The organism is Pseudomonas nabeulensis (genome assembly GCF_004682045.1).
Classification (GTDB): domain Bacteria; phylum Pseudomonadota; class Gammaproteobacteria; order Pseudomonadales; family Pseudomonadaceae; genus Aquipseudomonas; species Aquipseudomonas nabeulensis.
Genome location: NZ_QUZT01000077.1, coordinates 1 through 17,684, shown reverse-complemented (window position 1 = coordinate 17,684; position 17,684 = coordinate 1). Strand labels below are relative to the sequence as shown.

Below are 17,684 nucleotides of genomic sequence, written 5' to 3'. Positions count from 1 at the left end.
GAGTGGTTATGCGCGCACGTCTATTGGGCATCACGTTGGGGCTGGGTACGCCGGGTGAATTGAATGCCATCACCGATGTACCGGGCGTGCGGGTTGGGCACAGCACGCTCAAGACACGCATCAATGGCAAGCAGGTACGTACTGGCGTCAGTGTGATCCAGCCCCGTGCCGGAGAGGCGCGGCAGCAGCCGTGCTTTGCCGGGTATCACGTGCTCAATGGCAACGGTGACGCCACCGGGCTTGAGTGGATCAGCGAAGCGGGCCTGTTGACCACGCCATTGGCGATCACCAACACCCACAGCATCGGCATTGTGCGCGACACCCTGATTGCCCTGGAACGTGAGCGTCTGGCGGACCCGGCAGTGTATTGGTGCATGCCGGTGGTGATGGAAACCTACGATGGCTTGCTCAACGATATCTGGGGCCAGCACGTGGGGCCCGAGCATGTGCGCGAAGCCCTGGACAGCGCCGAATCCGGTCCGGTGCAGGAAGGCGCGGTGGGCGGTGGCACCGGCATGATCTGTCATGAATTCAAAGGCGGCATCGGCACGGCATCGCGGCGTTTGTCGGCGGAGCAGGGCGGTTGGACCGTCGGTGTGCTGGTGCAAGCCAACCATGGCAAGCGCCAGGAGCTGCGGGTGGATGGCTACCCGGTAGGACGGCAGTTGATGGACATCCCGTCGCCATTTGCCCAGCGCGGTACGCCGGGCATGGGTTCTATCGTGGTGATCATTGCCACGGACGCGCCGTTGCTGCCCCATCAATGCAAGCGGTTGGCGCAACGGGCGTCCATCGGCATTGCCCGCACCGGTGGCGGCACCGAGGACTCCAGTGGCGATCTGTTCCTGGCTTTCGCCACGGGCAACCAGGATTTGCCGCCGGCGGACTATGGCCGCGAAGGGCTGCCGTTCAGCAGTGCGTTGCAGATGGTCAACAACGATCACATCTCCCCGCTGTTCAGTGCTGCCGCAGAGGCAGTGGAAGAGGCGATTATCAACGCCATCGTGGCCGGCGAGGACATGGTTACGGATGACGGCGTGCAAGTGCCCGGCCTTAAAAGTGAAGTATTAGTGGAGGCATTGCACAAGAGTGGTTGGCAGGTGTCCCGGTAATAGGGGACATGCCGTTTTATACCTGCAAGATTTAATATTTAAATAAGTAGCGGTTGTTTTTGTCGGACAATGTTAAGTGCGCCCAACAAATACAGCTGAATACTTGAATAGTTAGTTTGCTTATCAGATTTGTGCGCCGGAAAGATGTAGACGAAAGATTTAAAGTTGTGTCAGTTTTCTTACGCCTTCAAAAGAGGCGAGTGATAGGACGATCTCGCCCGCGGGGTTCCTATCGATCTAAGACTGATGCACTTGCAAACAAGGAAGTACGTTTATGTCAAAAGTAAAAGACCAGGCTATTGTATCGGCGGCACAGGCCAGCACCGCTTACTCGCAAATCGATAGCTTCAGCCATCTGTATGACCGTGGCGGCAACCTCACGGTCAATGGCAAACCGTCCTACTCCGTCGACCAGGCCGCGACCCAGCTGCTGCGCGACGGTGCGGCTTACCGGGACGTTGATGGCAACGGCAAGATCGACCTGACCTACACGTTCCTGACCTCGGCTTCCTCGAGCACCCTGTACAAACACGGTATTTCGGGGTTCAGCCAGTTCAGCGCACAGCAGAAGGCACAGGCGGTATTGGCCATGCAGTCATGGGCGGATGTCGCTAACGTGACCTTCACCGAAAAGGCTAGCGGCGGTGATGCCCACATGACCTTCGGCAACTACAGCGGCGGCCAGGACGGCGCGGCGGCGTTCGCCTACTTGCCCGGCACTGGTGCGGGCTACGACGGCACCTCGTGGTACCTGACCAACAGCAGCTACACGCCGAACAAAACCCCGGACCTGAACAACTATGGCCGGCAAACCCTCACCCACGAAATCGGCCACACCCTGGGCCTGGCTCACCCTGGCGACTACAACGCCGGCAACGGCAACCCGACCTACAACGACGCGACCTATGGACAGGACACGCGTGGCTACAGCGTCATGAGTTACTGGAGCGAGAGCAACACCCAGCAGAATTTCAGCAAAGGTGGGGTCGAGGCCTACGCATCCGGCCCGCTGATCGACGACATCGCCGCGATCCAGAAGCTCTACGGTGCCAACTACAACACCCGGTCCGGCGACACCACTTATGGTTTCAACTCCAACACCGGGCGGGATTTCTACAGCGCCACCTCCAATGCCGACAAGCTGGTGTTTTCGGTATGGGACGGCGGTGGCAATGACACGCTAGACTTCTCCGGTTTTACCCAAAACCAGAAGATCAACCTCAATGAGGCCTCGTTCTCCGACGTTGGCGGCCTGGTGGGCAACGTGTCCATCGCCAAGGGCGTGACCGTCGAGAACGCGTTCGGCGGCGCGGGCAACGACCTGATCATCGGCAACAACGCCGCCAATGTGATCAAGGGCGGTGCCGGTAACGACATCATCTACGGTGGTGGCGGTGCGGACCAACTGTGGGGCGGCGCGGGCAACGACACCTTTGTGTTCGGTGCCAGTTCCGACTCCGCGCCAGGGGCGGCGGACAAGATCTTTGACTTCACCTCCGGTTCCGACAAGATCGACCTGTCCGGCATCACCCAAGGCGCAGGCCTGACCTTCGTCAATGCCTTCACCGGGCATGCGGGCGATGCGGTCCTGACCTACGCCGCGGGCACCAATCTGGGCACCTTGGCGGTAGACTTCTCCGGGCACGGCGTGGCGGATTTCCTCGTCACCACCGTCGGCCAGGCAGCGGTCAGCGACATCGTGGCGTGATGTAAAGGCGCGGCGTCTCGGCGCCGCGCTTCCAGGCTGGAGTCTAAAAGAGATGAAGCATTTTCCCCGTATGATCGCCTGCATTGCGCTGGTGATAGGTGTGTCGGCAGGAGCCCACGTTATGGCGAGCAGTCTTGTTTTACCCACCAGTGCCCAATTGGCCGGGCACTGGCAGTTACACCAGCAGGATCAGGTGTGCGACCTCGACCTGCTGGAACAGGCCAACGCCCTTGGCGGCGATGTGGCCTGCGCGGCGCAATGGCTGGGGGACAAACCCTTGAGTTGGTCGCCGACCCCGGATGGGATCTGGCTGATGAACGCCGAAGGCACCGGTATCACACACCTCAATCGCCAGAAAAGCGGTGAATACCAGGGGCGTACGCCCTCTGGTGCTGTCGTGGTATTGCAACGCGCACCTTAGTTGCTCGTTATAACTTGATTATTGAGTGGGTCGCCCCTTGTTCGGGGTGCGGCCCCCTATTGCGTGTGATTGAGTTCAAGGAAGATCGAACACTATGGCCAGGCCGCCGTTATTCAAAGCGTTGGGCGAGTACAAAAGCATCTTGATCAGTGTTGGCTGTTTTACCGCACTGATTAACCTGTTGATGCTGGTGCCCTCTATTTACATGCTGCAAGTGTATGACCGGGTACTGTCCTCCCAGAATGAAACCACGCTGGTGATGTTGACGTTAATGGTCGTGGGCTTTTTTGCTTTTATTGGCACGCTGGAAGTGATCCGCAGTTTTATCGTGATCCGCATCGGCAGCCAGTTGGAAAGACGCTTTAACTTGCAGGTGTACAAAGCCGCGTTCGAGCGCAACTTGCAGCGCGGCCAGGGACATGCGGGGCAATCCCTGGGCGACTTGACCCACATCCGCCAATTCATCACCGGGCCCGCGCTGTTCGCGTTTTTTGATGCGCCGTGGTTTCCCCTCTATCTGCTGGTGATTTTCCTGTTCAACGTGTGGCTGGGCGTGCTGGCCACCGCCGGTGCGGGGCTGTTGATCGGCCTGGCGTGCCTTAACGAATACCTGACCAAAAAGCCCCTGGGTGAAGCCGGCGGGTATTCCCAGCAATCCAGCCAAATGGCCACCAGCCATCTGCACAACGCCGAGACCATCCAGGCCATGGGCATGCTCGGTGCGCTGCGCAAACGTTGGTTTGCCGTGCATTCACAGTTCCTCGGGTTGCAGAACAAGGCCAGTGACACGGGCTCGGTGATCACCGCCCTGAGCAAATCCCTGCGCCTGTGCCTGCAATCTCTGGTGCTGGGCGTGGGTGCGTTGCTGGTGATCAAGGGGGACATGACTGCAGGGATGATGATCGCTGGGTCCATTCTGATGGGGCGGGTGTTGAGCCCCATCGACCAGTTGATTGCGGTGTGGAAGCAGTGGAGTGCGGCCAAGCTGGCCTATCAGCGGTTGGACAATTTGTTGCGTGAATGCCCGCCGCCCATCGAGCCGATGAAATTGCCGGCGCCCAAGGGCCAGGTCAGTTTCGAACAGGTCAGCGCAGGCCCGCCGGGGCAGCGTATGGCGACCTTGCAACAGGTCAGCTTCAGCCTCGGTGCGGGTGAGGTGCTGGGCGTACTTGGCGCATCGGGCTCCGGTAAGTCCACCCTGGCCCGCGTGCTAGTGGGGGTATGGCCGACGTTGTCCGGCACCGTGCGCCTGGACGGTGCGGATATTCATCGCTGGGACCGCGATGACCTCGGCCCGCATATCGGCTACTTGCCCCAGGACATCGAACTGTTCAGCGGCAGTATCGCCGACAACATCGCGCGCTTTAGGGAGGCAGACCCCGGCTGGGTAGTGCAGGCGGCGCAACAGGCGGGCGTGCACGAGCTGATCCTGCGCTTGCCCCAAGGCTACGACACCGTACTGGGCGACAACGGCGGTGGCCTGTCCGGTGGGCAGAAACAACGGGTGGCCCTGGCCCGTGCGCTCTATGGCAGCCCGCGCCTGATCGTGCTGGACGAGCCCAATTCCAACCTCGACACCGTGGGCGAAGCGGCGTTGGCCAGCGCCATCGTGCAGATGAAAGTCCAGGGCAGCACGGTGGTGCTGGTGACCCATCGTTCTGCGGCGTTGGCCCAGGCCGATAAATTGATGGTGCTTAACGAAGGCCACTTACAGGCGTTCGGACCGAGCCAGGACGTACTACGAGCGTTGTCCGGGCAACGCGAAAGGATGCCAGCATGATTCATGAACAACACGACGCGCGTTTTTTTGTGCGCATGGGCTGGTTGCTGACCGTGGTTGGCGCCGGTGGCTTTTTCCTGTGGGCCAGCTTGGCGCCGTTGGACCAGGGTATTCCGGTGCAGGGCACGGTGGTGGTGTCAGGCAAGCGCAAAGCCGTACAAACCCTCAGCCCCGGCGTGGTCAGCCGTATTCTGGTGAAGGAGGGTGAAAGCGTCATCCAAGGCCAACCGCTGTTTCGCCTTGACCAAACCCAGCACCAGGCCGATGTGCAATCGTTGCAAGCCCAGTACCGCATGGCCTGGGCCAGTGTCGCCCGCTGGCAGAGCGAGCGTGACAACCGGGCCAGCATCACGTTTCCGGCTGCGCTGAGCGCAGATCCTGATCCGGCATTGGCGCTGGTGCTGGAAGGCCAGCGCCAATTGTTCAGCAGCCGTCGCGAGGCCTTTGCCCGCGAACAGGCGGGCATCCGCGCCACTATCGACGGCGCCACCGCGCAACTGGGCGGCATGCGCCGTGCCCGCAGCGACCTGACGGCCCAGGCCCAATCCTTGCGCGACCAACTGAGCAGCCTGCAACCCCTGGCCGACAACGGTTACATCCCGCGTAACCGGCTGATGGAGTACCAACGCCAGTTGTCCCAAGTGCAACAGGACCTGGCGCAAAACACCGGTGAAAGCGGCCGGGTGGAGCAGGGAATTCTTGAGTCTCGGCTCAAATTGCAGCAACACAGCGAGGAGTATCAAAAAGAGGTGCGCAGCCAACTGGCGGATGCGCAACTGCGTAGCCTGACCCTGGAGCAACAGCTGACCTCTGCCGGTTTTGATTTGCAGCACAGTGAAATCATCGCCCCGGCGGATGGCATTGCGGTCAACCTCAGTGTGCATACCGAGGGCGCGGTGGTGCGTGCGGGTGAGACGTTGCTGGAGATTGTCCCCCAGGGCACGCGCCTGGAAGTGGAAGGGCACCTGCCGGTGCACCTGGTGGACAAAGTCGGTACCCAGTTGCCGGTGGACATCCTGTTCACGGCGTTCAACCAGAGCCGTACACCACGGGTGCCGGGGCAGGTCAGCCTGGTATCTGCCGACCAACTGCTCGATGAGAAAACCGGCGCGCCGTATTACGTGCTGCGTACCACCGTCAGCGACGCCGCACTGGAAGCACTCCACGGCCTGGTGATCAAACCGGGCATGCCCGCCGAGATGTTTGTGCGCACCGGCGAGCGCTCGTTACTCAATTATCTGTTCAAGCCGCTGCTGGATCGTGCCGGCTCTGCGTTGACCGAGGAATGAACATGAAACCGATGTTTATCGCCTTGCTGTTGACCTGTACCCAGGCCCACGCCGCCATGGGCCCGTTCGACGTGTACGAGCAGGCCTTGCGTAACGATCCGGTGTTCCTCGGTGCGATCAAGGAACGCGACGCTGGCCTGGAAAACCGCGCCATTGGCCGCGCCGGGCTGCTGCCCAGGCTGTCCTACAGCTACAACAAGGGCCGCAACAATTCCCAGGCCACCTTGCCCGACGGGCGCGGCGGCAGTTACCACGATGACCGCAATTACAACAGCTACGGCTCCACCTTCAGCCTGCAACAACCGCTGTTCGACTACGAGGCCTATGCCAATTACCGCAAGGGCGTAGCCCAGGCACTGTTTGCCGATGAAAGCTTTCGCGACAAGAGCCAGGCACTGTTGGTGCGGGTGCTGAGCTATTACACCCAGGCATTGTTTGCCCAGGACGAAATCGATATTGCCCGCGCCAAGAAGAAAGCCTTTGAGCAACAGTTCCAACAGAACCAACACCTGTTCCAGCAAGGCGAGGGCACCCGTACGGATATTCTCGAAGCAGAATCACGCTACGAACTGGCCACGGCCGAAGAGATCCAGGCACTGGATGAGCAGGACGCGTCGTTAAGGGAATTGGGCGCGTTGATCGGGGTGCCCAGCGTAGATATCCACGACCTGGCGCCGCTGAACCCAGGCTTCGCCGCGTTCACCTTGGCCCCGGCCAACTACGCCACCTGGCATGAACTGGCAATCAGCAATAACCCCACGCTGGCCTCACAGCGCCAAGCCCTGGAAGTGGCCCGCTATGAGGTGGAGCGCAACCGCGCCGGGCATTTGCCCAAGGTCACCGCCTATGCCAGCTCACGCCAGCAGGAGTCCGACAGCGGTAACACCTACAACCAACGCTACGACACCAACACTATCGGCGTGGAAGTCAGCCTGCCGTTGTATGCCGGCGGCGGTATTTCTGCCTCCACCCGCCAGGCCAGCCGCGCCATGGAGCAGGCTGAATACGAGTTGGAGGGCAAGACCCGCGAAACCCTGATCGAACTGCGTCGCCAGTTCAGCGCCTGCCTATCAGGCGTGAGCAAGTTACGCGCCTATCAAAAGGCGCTGGTCTCGGCCGAAGCGCTGGTGGTGTCGACCCGGCAAAGCATCCTCGGCGGCGAGCGCGTGAACCTGGATGCGCTCAACGCCGAGCAGCAGCTCTACAGCACCCGCCGCGACCTGGCACAGGCGCGTTATGACTACCTGATGGCCTGGACCAAATTGCACTACTACGCCGGCAACCTGCGGGACACCGACTTGGCCAAGGTGGATGAGGCGTTTGGGGCGGTACACCGATAATGACGGACGCAGAGCGTCCTGGGCGGCATTCCCACGCAGAGCGTGGGAACGATCAGAGAGGCACTACCATGGGAATCTTTGACTATAAAAACCTTGGCAGCGAGGGCTCCAAAGCGTTGTTTGCCGATGCCATGGCAATTACGTTGTACAGCTATCACAACCTGGATAACGGCTTTGCCGTGGGCTACCAACACAATGGCCTGGGGGTGGGTTTGCCAGCGACGCTGGTGGGGGCGCTGCTGGGTAGCACTGACTCCCAAGGCGTAATACCAGGCATCCCCTGGAACCCTGATTCGGAAAAAGCCGCCCTGGAGGTTGTCCAAAAGGCCGGGTGGGCGCCGATCAGCGCCGCCGCCTTGGGTTATGGCGGCAAAGTCGATGCCCGTGGCACTTTCTTTGGTGAAAAGGCCGGCTACACCACGGCGCAGGTCGAGGTGCTGGGCAAGTACGACGACGCGGGCACACTGCTGGAAATTGGCATCGGTTTTCGCGGCACCTCCGGGCCGCGGGAAAGCCTGATCAGCGACTCCATCGGTGACTTGGTCAGCGACTTGCTGGCGGCACTGGGCCCCAAGGATTACGCCAAGAACTATGCGGGCGAGGCCTTTGGCGGCTTGCTCAAGACAGTCGCCGACTATGCCGGCGCCCACGGCCTGAGGGGTCAGGATGTGGTGGTCAGCGGCCACAGCCTGGGCGGCCTGGCAGTCAATAGCATGGCCGACCTGAGCAACGACAAGTGGTCGGGGTTCTACAACGACGCTAAATACGTCGCCTATGCCTCGCCAACCCAGAGCGCCGGCGACAAGGTGCTTAATATCGGTTACGAAAACGACCCGGTATTCCGCGCGTTGGACGGCTCATCCTTCACCCTCTCGTCCTTGGGCGTGCACGACAAACCCCATGAATCGACCACCGACAATATCGTCAGCTTCAACGACCACTACGCGTCAACGCTGTGGAATGTGCTGCCGTTTTCCATCGCCAACCTGTCGACCTGGATCTCCCATTTGCCGACCGGTTATGGCGACGGAATGACGCGGATCCTTGAGTCCGGTTTTTACGAGCAGATGACGCGAGATTCCACGGTGATCGTCGCCAACCTGTCCGATCCGGCGCGCGCCACCACCTGGGTGCAGGACCTCAACCGCAACGCCGATCCCCACAAGGGCAACACGTTCATCATCGGCAGCGAGGGCGACGACCTGATCCAGGGCGGAAGGGGGGCGGACTTTATCGAGGGAGGCAAGGGCAATGACACGATCCGTGACAACAGTGGCCATAACACTTTTCTGTTCAGCGGCGACTTCGGCAACGACCGCATCATTGGCTACCAGCCAACCGACAGACTGGTGTTCAAGGGCGCAGACGGCAGCGCCGACTTGCGTGACCACGCCAAAGTGGTCGGCGCAGACACGGTACTCACGTTTGGCGCGGACTCGGTCACGTTGGTGGGCGTCGGCCACGGCGGCCTGTGGGCCGATGGGGTGGTGATCGGCTGATCGGCAGTGAGAGTGGCGACGGAAAACGGGGACCTCACGCGTTAAAGGGTTACCTGCGAGTGGTTTTCGCGCGACGTGAGAGGAACTGAACATGTCCCGGTTTCGATTGTTACTGTGCGCCGTGGTACTGCTGGGGTTGGGCGGGTGTGCGGTGTACCCGGCATATCCGGGGCCGTGCTGCTACCGGCCGTATTACCACTCGTACTACTACCATCCCTACTATCACCCGTATTACCACCCGTACTACCGGTACTGAACGGGTTCATTCAAGTGGAACCCGATGTATCTGATGTAGAAAGTCCAAATGTGGGAGGGGACTTGCCCCCGATGGCGGTGTGTCAGTCAACTGATAGATAGCTGACACTCCCTCATCGGGGCATAGGTATCTACACAACTTTGAGCATTGCTGCTGGACCTGTGGCGAGGGAGCTTGCTCCCGTGACGGCCGGGCAGTCGGGCTATTTTTACCGGGTGTAAATCGGTTCAAGTGTGGGAGGGGGCTTGCCCCCGATAGCGGCCTGTCGGTGTACATATCCGTTATTTAGGTAACGGCGGCTTATGGTTCCGCCCTTACGGCGGCTCACTTTTGGAAGGACCCAAAAGTAAGCAAAAGGTCCTCGCCCCACCACTCGGCGCCTCGCTTAGGCTCGGCGTTCCCTCACTCCGGCTTGAATCCGTGGGCCGCCGTCATGGGCCATCCTTGGCCCAGGACGGCTAACCCGGCGTCCTGCCGGGTTACCCACAGATTCAAGCCTGCGTTCGGCCAGCGTGGTTTAACGGGGCGCCTGAGATCAAGATCAAAAGCCAAATCAAGAGCCAGAGCCAGAGCCAGAGCCAGAGCCAGAGCCAGAGCCAGGGCTTCGGGTTTTGTCAGGTCCGGTAGATGTGTAGATACCTATGCTCATCGGGGGCAGGCCCCCTCCCACAGGTTGAAGAACCGGTAACGATCACTTTTCCTTGATAACGGTGGCCACATCCGCAGCCTTTACGCGTACGCGCTTGCCCGCAATGTCAGTGAATTCATAGAAGCCGTCGGCGCTGTCGGTCTTGGGTAAATCCTTGGTCAAATACTGTGTGCCGTTTTGCAATGTCACCACGGTTTGCGTTGCGCAGCCGCTCAATACCAGAAAAGTGAGTGCAACCAGTGGCAGACCCAAATTCTTCATGTTCATTACCTTTACCTTTAACCCTGAAAAGTCCCGCGCCAGAGGCCGCGGGCCACAAATTTTACGCCATCGACTTCCCCATCTGATCACTTTTATACGAAAAGTTGCGTGCGCCATTTATCTATTACCGATTGCAACAAGGGTTTGCTGACGGCACTCTGTATGCATAACCAGTATTTGATCCCCGTGCGCCATGGCCAATCCCCTCGACGATCCGCTCTATTACCTGCATAACTTCCGCCAGGTCCTGCATTGGCTGGGGCAACGCTATGCCGATTTGCTTGACGCTGACGAACAGCATTTCATTCAGCAATTCGACAGGTTGCCGCAAGCCTCCCAGGCGTTATTGGTGCGGATGGTGATGCGCAAAGGTGTGCATTTTCGTGCGGGCAAGCTCAATTACCTGGAGATCGGTTGCACCCATTCCGCCGCCGGGCCGTTGTTGACATTGGGCTGGGTGTCGGACCAATGCCCACTCGCGTTTGAGGAGCTGTTCGGGTTGTTGCAAAAGGGCGAAGTGCTCAGCGCTTTCAAGCCCTGGATCGCGCAACCCAAGGGCAAGAAAACCGATTGGCTTGATGGGCTGGCGGCGCAATTTACCGAGAGCCGCAGCTTCGCCGGTTGGTGCCCTGACCTCGCGGATACGCTCTACAGCCTCGGCGTGATGGCGTTGTGTGACCGACTGCGATTGATGTTCTTTGGCAACCTGTATCAGGACTGGTCCGAGTTCGTGCTGGCAGACCTGGGTATCTTCACTTACGAAAAAGTCGAGTTCTGCGCCGAGTCCCGCGGCTTGCGCAGCCGTGCCGACGTGCACGGCTTTTTATTCTTGCACCAATGCCAGCAGGCCTTTGAAGGCGGTGAGGCGTTGGAGACGGTGCTGGCCGACATCGCCACGCTGGAGACCGATAATCCTTGGCTGGAAAAGCGTCGCGCCAAGCTGCTGTTCCAGGTCGGGCAGTATTGCGAGCGTGTCGCCGAGCTGGCCCTGGCAGAACGGATCTATCGCACCTGTGCGTACCCCGGCGCGCGCTCACGTTTGATCCGCGTGTTGGAGCGCCAGGAGGACTACGTTCAGGCCATGGCCCTGGCGAGCGTTGCTCAACACACACCGGAAAGCGCTGCCGAACAGCAACACCTCTTGCGCGTAGTGCCACGACTACGACGCAAGTTGGGTGAGCCTGCCTTACCCAAGACCAAACCCCGTCCCGTCACGCGCCTGGACTTGGACCTCGCATTGCCGGACCCGCTGATGTCAGTGGAGTTTTGCGTGCAGGCCCACCTGAGTGTCCCCGAGGGCCCGGTGCATTACGTGGAAAACGGCCTGATCAACTCACTGTTCGGCCTGTTGTGTTGGGAAGTGATTTTCGCGCCGTTGCCGGGCTCATTCTTCCACCCGTTCCAGCGCGGGCCGGCGGACCTGCACAGTGAAGACTTCCATCAGCGCCGCGCCCCGCAGTTCGCTGCGTGTTTCGAGCAACTGCAGGATGAACGCTACAAGGCCACCATCCGCCAACGTTATGTCGATAAATGGGGCATCCAATCACCGTTCGTGTTCTGGAACCTGCTCAGCGAAGACCTGCTGGAACAGGCCCTGGAATGCCTGCCCGCCGAACACCTGCGCCACTGGTTCGAACGCTTGCTGCTGGATATCCGCGCCAACCGCGCCGGCATGCCCGACCTGATCCAGTTCTGGCCGGCGCAAAAGACCTACCGCATGATCGAGGTGAAGGGCCCCGGCGACCGCCTGCAAGACAACCAATTGCGCTGGCTGGAGTTCTGCGGCGATCACCAGATGCCGGTCACCGTGTGCTACGTGCGCTGGGCGGGGCAACCGGCTTGAGCTACACCGTAGCCGTACGTGCGATGTGTGAGTTCACGGCCAAGGTCGGCGACCTCGACGTGCGCTTTACCCCGTCCCCCAGCGCCCAGGAAGGTATTGTCGGCCATCGCACCGTTGCCTCGCGCCGCAGCCAGCACTACCAGAATGAAGTGGCACTGGAAGGCGAGTACCAGCAACTCAAGGTGCGGGGCAGGGCGGACGGCTACGACCCGGACGCCAATCGCCTGGAAGAAGTGAAAACCTATCGCGGCGACCTCGACGCGCAGCCCGCCAACCACCGGCAACTGCACTGGGCCCAGGTCAAGGTGTATGGCTGGTTGATGTGCCAGAAGCTCGGCCTTGCAGAGATCAACCTGGCGTTGGTGTACTTCGATATCGTCGGTGAAGGCGAAACGCTGCTAAGCCAACACTTCCAGGCCGCTGAATTGGAGCCGTTCTTCAACCAGCAATGCGCGCTGTTTCTCGGCTGGGCCCAACGCGAGATGCAGCACCGCGAATCCCGCAACAGCGCCGCGCAAACCCTGGCATTCCCCCATGCCGAATTCCGCACCGGCCAGCGCGTCCTCGCCGAATCGGTGTACAAGGCCGTCAGCACTGGCCGCTGCCTCATGGCCCAAGCGCCCACGGGCATCGGCAAGACCATCGGCACGATCTTTCCGTTGCTCAAGGCATTGGCCCCCCAGCAACTGGACAAGGTGTTCTTCCTCACCGCCAAGACCCCGGGGCGCAAGCTCGCCCTGGATGCAGCCCAGGTGCTGTACGCCAACAACCCAGACCTGTCGTTACGCGTACTGGAACTGGTGGCGCGGGACAAGGCCTGCGAACACCTGGATAAAGCCTGCCACGGCGATTCCTGCCCATTGGCCCAGGGCTTCTACGACCGTCTGCCCGCCGCGCGAATCGCGGCTTCCCAAGTGCGCCTGTTGGACCAACGCACGCTAAGGGAGGTGGCCCTGGCCCACGACGTCTGCCCGTATTACCTCAGCCAGGAAATGGCACGCTGGGCCGACCTGGTGGTCGCCGACTACAACTACTATTTCGACTTCGGCGCCATGCTCTTCGGCCTGGCCCAACTCAACCAGTGGCGCGCCGCCGTGCTGGTGGACGAAGCCCACAACCTGGTGGAACGCGCCCGCTCGATGTACAGCGCCAGCCTCGACCAGTACCACCTCAAGACCTTGCGCGATACCGCACCGGAGCCTCTGAAGAAACCCTTACAGCGCCTGAACCGCGAATGGAACGCCCTGCACAAGGATCAGCTTGCGCCGTACCAGGCCTATGCCACCCGCCCGGAAAAACTGCTGCAAGCCCTGAGCCTGTGTACCAGCGCCATGGGCGATTACTTCAACGACCACCCCGAGGCACTGAGCGGCGACCTGCAAACCTTCTATTTCGACGCGCTGCAGTTCGCCAAGGTCGCCGAGCTGTTCAACGAACACTTCATCTTCGACATCAGCAAGCGCCATCTCAGCGGCAAACGCAGCAGTTCCACCCTGTGCCAGCGCAATGTGGTGCCCGCCGAATTTATCCGCCCACGCCTGACCGCCGCCCGCAGCAGCGTGCTGTTTTCTGCAACATTGAGCCCACGGCACTACTACGCCGACCTGCTGGGGCTGCCGGCGGACACCCCATGGGTCGACGTGGAATCACCGTTCAAGGCCGAGCAACTGCACGTGCGGATCGTAGATGAAATCTCCACGCGGTTTGCCCATCGCCAGGCTTCGCTGGAGCCTATTGTCGAGCTGATCGCCGAGCAGTTCGCGCAACAGCCGGGCAATTACCTGGCATTCTTTTCCAGCTTTGATTACCTGCAACAAGTGGCGCAGTTGTTCGCTGAAAAGCACCCACACATTGCGTTGTGGCAGCAATCACGTGGCATGGCCGAAGCCGAGCGCCAGGCGTTTCTCGATCAATTCACCCAGCACAGCCAGGGCATTGGCTTTGCCGTGTTGGGCGGCGCGTTTGGCGAGGGCATCGACTTGCCCGGCAGTCGTCTGATTGGTGCATTCATTGCCACGCTGGGGCTGCCGCAACTGAACCCGGTCAATGAGCAGATGAAGCTGCGGATGGGCGCGATTTTTGGCGCGGGGTACGACTACACCTATCTGTATCCTGGGCTCCAAAAGGTCGTGCAGGCAGCGGGCAGGGTGATCCGAAGCCAACAGGACAAGGGCGTGGTAATGCTCATCGATGATCGTTTTGGCGAGGCGCGGGTACGGCAGTTGCTGCCAAAGTGGTGGGCCGTGACGTGAGTTATTCCTGGCATCAATGATGCTGGTAGCTGCGCCACCAATGCCGCAGTCTGCGGTAAACACCCAAAGAGCCACGCCAATGAGCCAGCAAACGATTCCTGTCAATGGTATTGAGCTAAGCGTACACATCGAAGGTCCCGCTGACGGCGAACCGATCTGGCTGCTGCATGGTTTTCCGGAGTGCTGGCACTCCTGGCGCGAACAGATCCCCGCACTGGCAGACGCCAGCTTCCGGGTGTTCGTGCCGGAAATGCGCGGCTATGGGCGATCCAGCTCACCCGATGGTATCGACGACTACGATTTGCTGATCTTGTGCGGCGATATCCAGCACGCCATGGACTATTTCGGCCATACGCAGGTGGTGATGGTCGGCCATGATTGGGGGGCTGTAGTGGCGTGGCATTTGGCGCTGCTGGAGCCCGAACGTGTGACTCGCCTGGGCACAATGTCCGTGCCGTTCGCGGGGCGTGCCCACAGCCCGGTGATTGACATCATGCGCGAGCTGTACGCCGAGCGCTTCAACTACATCCTGTACTTCCAGGAACCGGGGGTGGCTGAGCACGAGCTGGAAGCCGATATCGAGCGCACGTTGCGGTTGTTCATGCAGGATCAGGACGTGTTCCTGCAGCACAAACCGGCCAATGCAACACTGCTTGAGGAATTCACTGCACCTGGCCAGCTACCCGATTGGTGCACGCAGCAGGACCTGGACGTGTATGTGCAGTCCTTCACCGAGCACGGCTTTCGCGGGCCGTTGAACTGGTATCGCAACTTCGAACGCAATTGGCAGCGCACCGCGTTCCTGGCGGGGCGGAAAGTCTTGCAACCCACGCTGTTTCTGATTGGTGACCGTGACCCGGTGGGGGTGTTCGAGGCGCATACCCTCAAGCGTATGCCTGAAGCGGTGCCCGATCTGGAACAGCACGTTTTAACGGACTGCGGTCACTGGATCCAGAACGAGCAGGGTGCACAGGTCAACGCGTTGTTGCTCGACTTTCTAGAGAGAAAGCGAAGGTAGCGCCGCGTCCCGGCCGCTCAACCAACTGAATACTGCGCCCGTGCAATTGCAGGATGCGATGCACGATACGCAGGCCCAACCCGCCATCCCGGCGCGCCCCGCCAATGGTGAAGGCGCGCAGGAACAAGCCTTCACGCAACTCGGCATCGATGCCTGGACCGCTGTCGCTGACCGTGACGCTGACGGCATCTGCAGCAGGAGACAAGGTGACTTCGACCTCGCCATTCACAGGGGTATGGCGCAACGCGTTGTCCAGCAAGTTGGTCAGCACCCGTTCAATCAAGCCGAGATCGGCGTACACCGTTGGCACTTTCGGCGGCAGCGTAGCCGTGAGGGTGATGGAACGAGCCTCAGCGGTCAGTTCGAATTTCTGGAAGATGTCTTGCACCAGGTCGGGCAGTGAGAACCCTTCGATCACCGGCTGTACAAAGCCGTGTTCCAGTCGCACCAGTTCCAGTAATGACTGGGCGAGCCCACCTACTTTGCGGCTTTGGTCCAAAGCAATGCCCAGATAACGACGGCGCTCTTCGGGGCTCAGGCTGGCATCCTTGAGCGACAGGGTTTCCAGGTAACCATGCAGTGACGCCAACGGCGTGCGCAGGTCGTGGGAGATATTCGCCACCATTTCCCGACGTTCCTGGTCCTGATGGGTGATGGCCTGCCATTGCTCGCCGAGGCGGTTCTCCATTTGCACAAAGGCGTGGTCGAGTACGGCGATTTCATCGCTGCTATCCAACTGCGGCGTGACGGCCTGCGACGGTTTGGGCGCGCCGTTGATATCGAACTGGCCGACTTTGTCGGTGAGTTGACGCAGCGGGCGGGTGATCCAGGCAAAGGCGATAAGACCGGCCAGCAGGCAGAGCAGGGCGACCAGGCCGATGGACCACAGGGCGATTTTCAGCGCCATGCCGGTGGCGTCCTTGGCGTCGTAGGCATCATGGGCTTCGCCCAGCAGCACCACATACAGGAAACCGGTTTGTTGGCCACCTGCCTTGAGCGGCGCGGCGCTGAAGACCTTGCGCCCGTCAACGCTGCGCGGGTCATCGCCGAGGATCGGCAGCATGGCGCCACTGAGGAAGCGGCGGATTGGCGCGAGGTCTACCTGGTCGCGCAATAGATGGCCTTTGGGGGCAGCGTTACCGACCACGCGCCCGTCGATATCGAGCAAGTACACCTCGACACTCGGGTTGACCAACATCAACTGGCTGAACAAGTTACGCACCGCATCGGGCTTGAGGCCATCGGCATCCATCAACTGGGTGTCGCGGGCGATGTGCGCCGCCAAATCGCGGGATAGACCTTGGACGACCTCCAGTTCGTGCATGCGATTGGAGCGGATTTGCAGCCACGCCGAGGTGCCGCTGCAAATCACCAGCAACAGCGCAAACACCACTGACAAGCGTTGAGTCAGGGTGAGTTTCATGGCGCACTCTCGGCAAACTTATAACCACGACCCCACACCGTCAGGATGAGCGCCGGACTGGCCGGGTCGGCTTCGACCTTGGCGCGCAGGCGGTTGATATGGGTATTCACCGTGTGTTCGTAGCCTTCATGGCTGTAGCCCCATACGGCGTTGAGCAGGTCCATGCGCGAAAACACTTTGCCTGGCTGGCGGGCGAAGAAGTACAGCAGGTCGAATTCACGCGGCGTGAGGTCCAGGCGCTGGCCTTGCAGGGTGGCGTCCCGGGTCAGCGGGTTGATGAACAGTTGGCCGAGGTCGAGGCTGCCGGCGTCCATTTTCAGGTTGCGCGCCATCGCGTCGACCCGGCGCAGCAGGGCTTTGACCCGCGCCACCAGCTCCGGCATGGAAAAGGGCTTGGCCAGGTAATCGTCCGCGCCCAGTTCCAGGCCGAGGATGCGGTGCATTTCGCTGGAGCGGGCGCTGGTGATGATGATCGGCGTGTAGCGCGCCATGGCGCGGGCGTGGCGGCAGATCTCCAGGCCGTCGACGCCGGGCAGCATCAGGTCGAGGATCAGTGCATCCCAGCCGCCTTGTTCCAGCAGGCGCAGGCCTTCGCTGCCGTCGGCGCTGTGCACCACGTCGAAGTGTTCGTCGCGCAGGTGCAGGCAGATCAAGTCGGCAATGTGGGCGTCGTCCTCGACCACCAGGACACGTTTGGGCTGATCCATGTAAGGGAAACCTTCGCTTTTGGTTCGCGCATTGTGCGGGTTTTGCAAGCCTTTAGTTATCACGAATTGTTTAACTCTGCGTGAGGATTCCGCGACCGGGCAGGGCTCAGGATGGCGACATTGTTA

Annotated in this window: 14 protein-coding genes; 11 read left to right on the top strand and 3 right to left on the bottom strand. The window is 60.6% G+C overall.

Annotated features, from left to right (window positions below):
- Positions 1-8 precede the first annotated feature (8 nt).
- The 8 genes from DYL61_RS27230 (at position 9) to DYL61_RS31365 (ending at position 9,405) form a co-directional block, all read left to right on the top strand.
- Complete coding sequence (locus DYL61_RS27230; RefSeq protein ID WP_135310912.1) at positions 9-1,112, top strand: DmpA family aminopeptidase; 1,104 nt, start codon at positions 9-11, stop codon at positions 1,110-1,112.
- Positions 1,113-1,386: 274 nt separating this feature from the next.
- On the top strand, positions 1,387-2,820 hold the full coding sequence (locus tag DYL61_RS27225; RefSeq protein WP_135310911.1) for a serralysin family metalloprotease: 1,434 nt from the start codon (positions 1,387-1,389) through the stop codon (positions 2,818-2,820).
- A gap of 52 nt (positions 2,821-2,872) precedes the next feature.
- Positions 2,873-3,241 carry a protease inhibitor Inh/omp19 family protein gene (locus DYL61_RS27220; RefSeq protein ID WP_135310910.1) on the top strand — a complete coding sequence of 123 codons (369 nt, stop codon included), beginning with the start codon at positions 2,873-2,875 and terminating at the stop codon, positions 3,239-3,241.
- Between the two features lie 94 nt (positions 3,242-3,335).
- Positions 3,336-5,021, top strand: coding sequence for a type I secretion system permease/ATPase (locus tag DYL61_RS27215; RefSeq protein WP_135310909.1), 1,686 nt, complete (start codon positions 3,336-3,338; stop codon positions 5,019-5,021).
- Complete coding sequence (locus DYL61_RS27210; protein WP_135310908.1) at positions 5,018-6,310, top strand: HlyD family type I secretion periplasmic adaptor subunit; 1,293 nt, start codon at positions 5,018-5,020, stop codon at positions 6,308-6,310. Before DYL61_RS27215 ends, DYL61_RS27210 begins: the two co-directional genes overlap by 4 nt.
- Positions 6,311-6,312: 2 nt before the next feature.
- A complete protein-coding gene (locus tag DYL61_RS27205; RefSeq protein ID WP_135310907.1) occupies positions 6,313-7,650 on the top strand; it encodes a TolC family outer membrane protein in 1,338 nt (445 codons plus the stop codon).
- Between the two features lie 68 nt (positions 7,651-7,718).
- Positions 7,719-9,149 (top strand): polyurethane esterase, encoded by a 1,431-nt coding sequence (locus tag DYL61_RS27200; RefSeq protein ID WP_135310906.1) that lies wholly within the window; start codon positions 7,719-7,721, stop codon positions 9,147-9,149.
- 91 nt (positions 9,150-9,240) lie between these two features.
- Positions 9,241-9,405 (top strand): hypothetical protein, encoded by a 165-nt coding sequence (locus DYL61_RS31365; RefSeq protein WP_167498003.1) that lies wholly within the window; start codon positions 9,241-9,243, stop codon positions 9,403-9,405.
- 691 nt (positions 9,406-10,096) lie between these two features.
- On the opposite strand, the gene DYL61_RS27190 is transcribed toward DYL61_RS31365, so the two are convergent.
- Positions 10,097-10,321, bottom strand: coding sequence for a YgdI/YgdR family lipoprotein (locus tag DYL61_RS27190; RefSeq protein ID WP_135310905.1), 225 nt, complete (start codon positions 10,319-10,321; stop codon positions 10,097-10,099).
- A 187-nt stretch (positions 10,322-10,508) separates the two neighbouring features.
- Between DYL61_RS27190 and DYL61_RS27185 the strand changes: the two genes are divergently transcribed.
- The 3 genes from DYL61_RS27185 to DYL61_RS27175 all read left to right on the top strand — a co-directional run bounded on the left by DYL61_RS27185 (position 10,509) and on the right by DYL61_RS27175 (position 15,428).
- Positions 10,509-12,158, top strand: coding sequence for a VRR-NUC domain-containing protein (locus DYL61_RS27185; RefSeq protein WP_135310904.1), 1,650 nt, complete (start codon positions 10,509-10,511; stop codon positions 12,156-12,158).
- On the top strand, positions 12,155-14,410 hold the full coding sequence (locus tag DYL61_RS27180; RefSeq protein WP_135310903.1) for an ATP-dependent DNA helicase: 2,256 nt from the start codon (positions 12,155-12,157) through the stop codon (positions 14,408-14,410). Before DYL61_RS27185 ends, DYL61_RS27180 begins: the two co-directional genes overlap by 4 nt.
- A 79-nt stretch (positions 14,411-14,489) precedes the next feature.
- Positions 14,490-15,428, top strand: a complete 939-nt coding sequence (locus DYL61_RS27175) for an alpha/beta fold hydrolase (RefSeq protein ID WP_135310902.1) — start codon at positions 14,490-14,492, stop codon at positions 15,426-15,428.
- Here the strand turns inward: DYL61_RS27175 and DYL61_RS27170 are convergent.
- Both DYL61_RS27170 and DYL61_RS27165 read right to left on the bottom strand, forming a co-directional pair.
- Positions 15,385-16,851 carry a sensor histidine kinase gene (locus DYL61_RS27170; RefSeq protein ID WP_135310901.1) on the bottom strand — a complete coding sequence of 489 codons (1,467 nt, stop codon included), beginning with the start codon at positions 16,849-16,851 and terminating at the stop codon, positions 15,385-15,387. The genes DYL61_RS27175 and DYL61_RS27170 overlap by 44 nt on opposite strands.
- On the bottom strand, positions 16,848-17,558 hold the full coding sequence (locus DYL61_RS27165; RefSeq protein ID WP_135310900.1) for a response regulator transcription factor: 711 nt from the start codon (positions 17,556-17,558) through the stop codon (positions 16,848-16,850). The genes DYL61_RS27170 and DYL61_RS27165 overlap by 4 nt, the downstream gene beginning before the upstream one ends.
- Positions 17,559-17,684 lie beyond the last annotated feature (126 nt).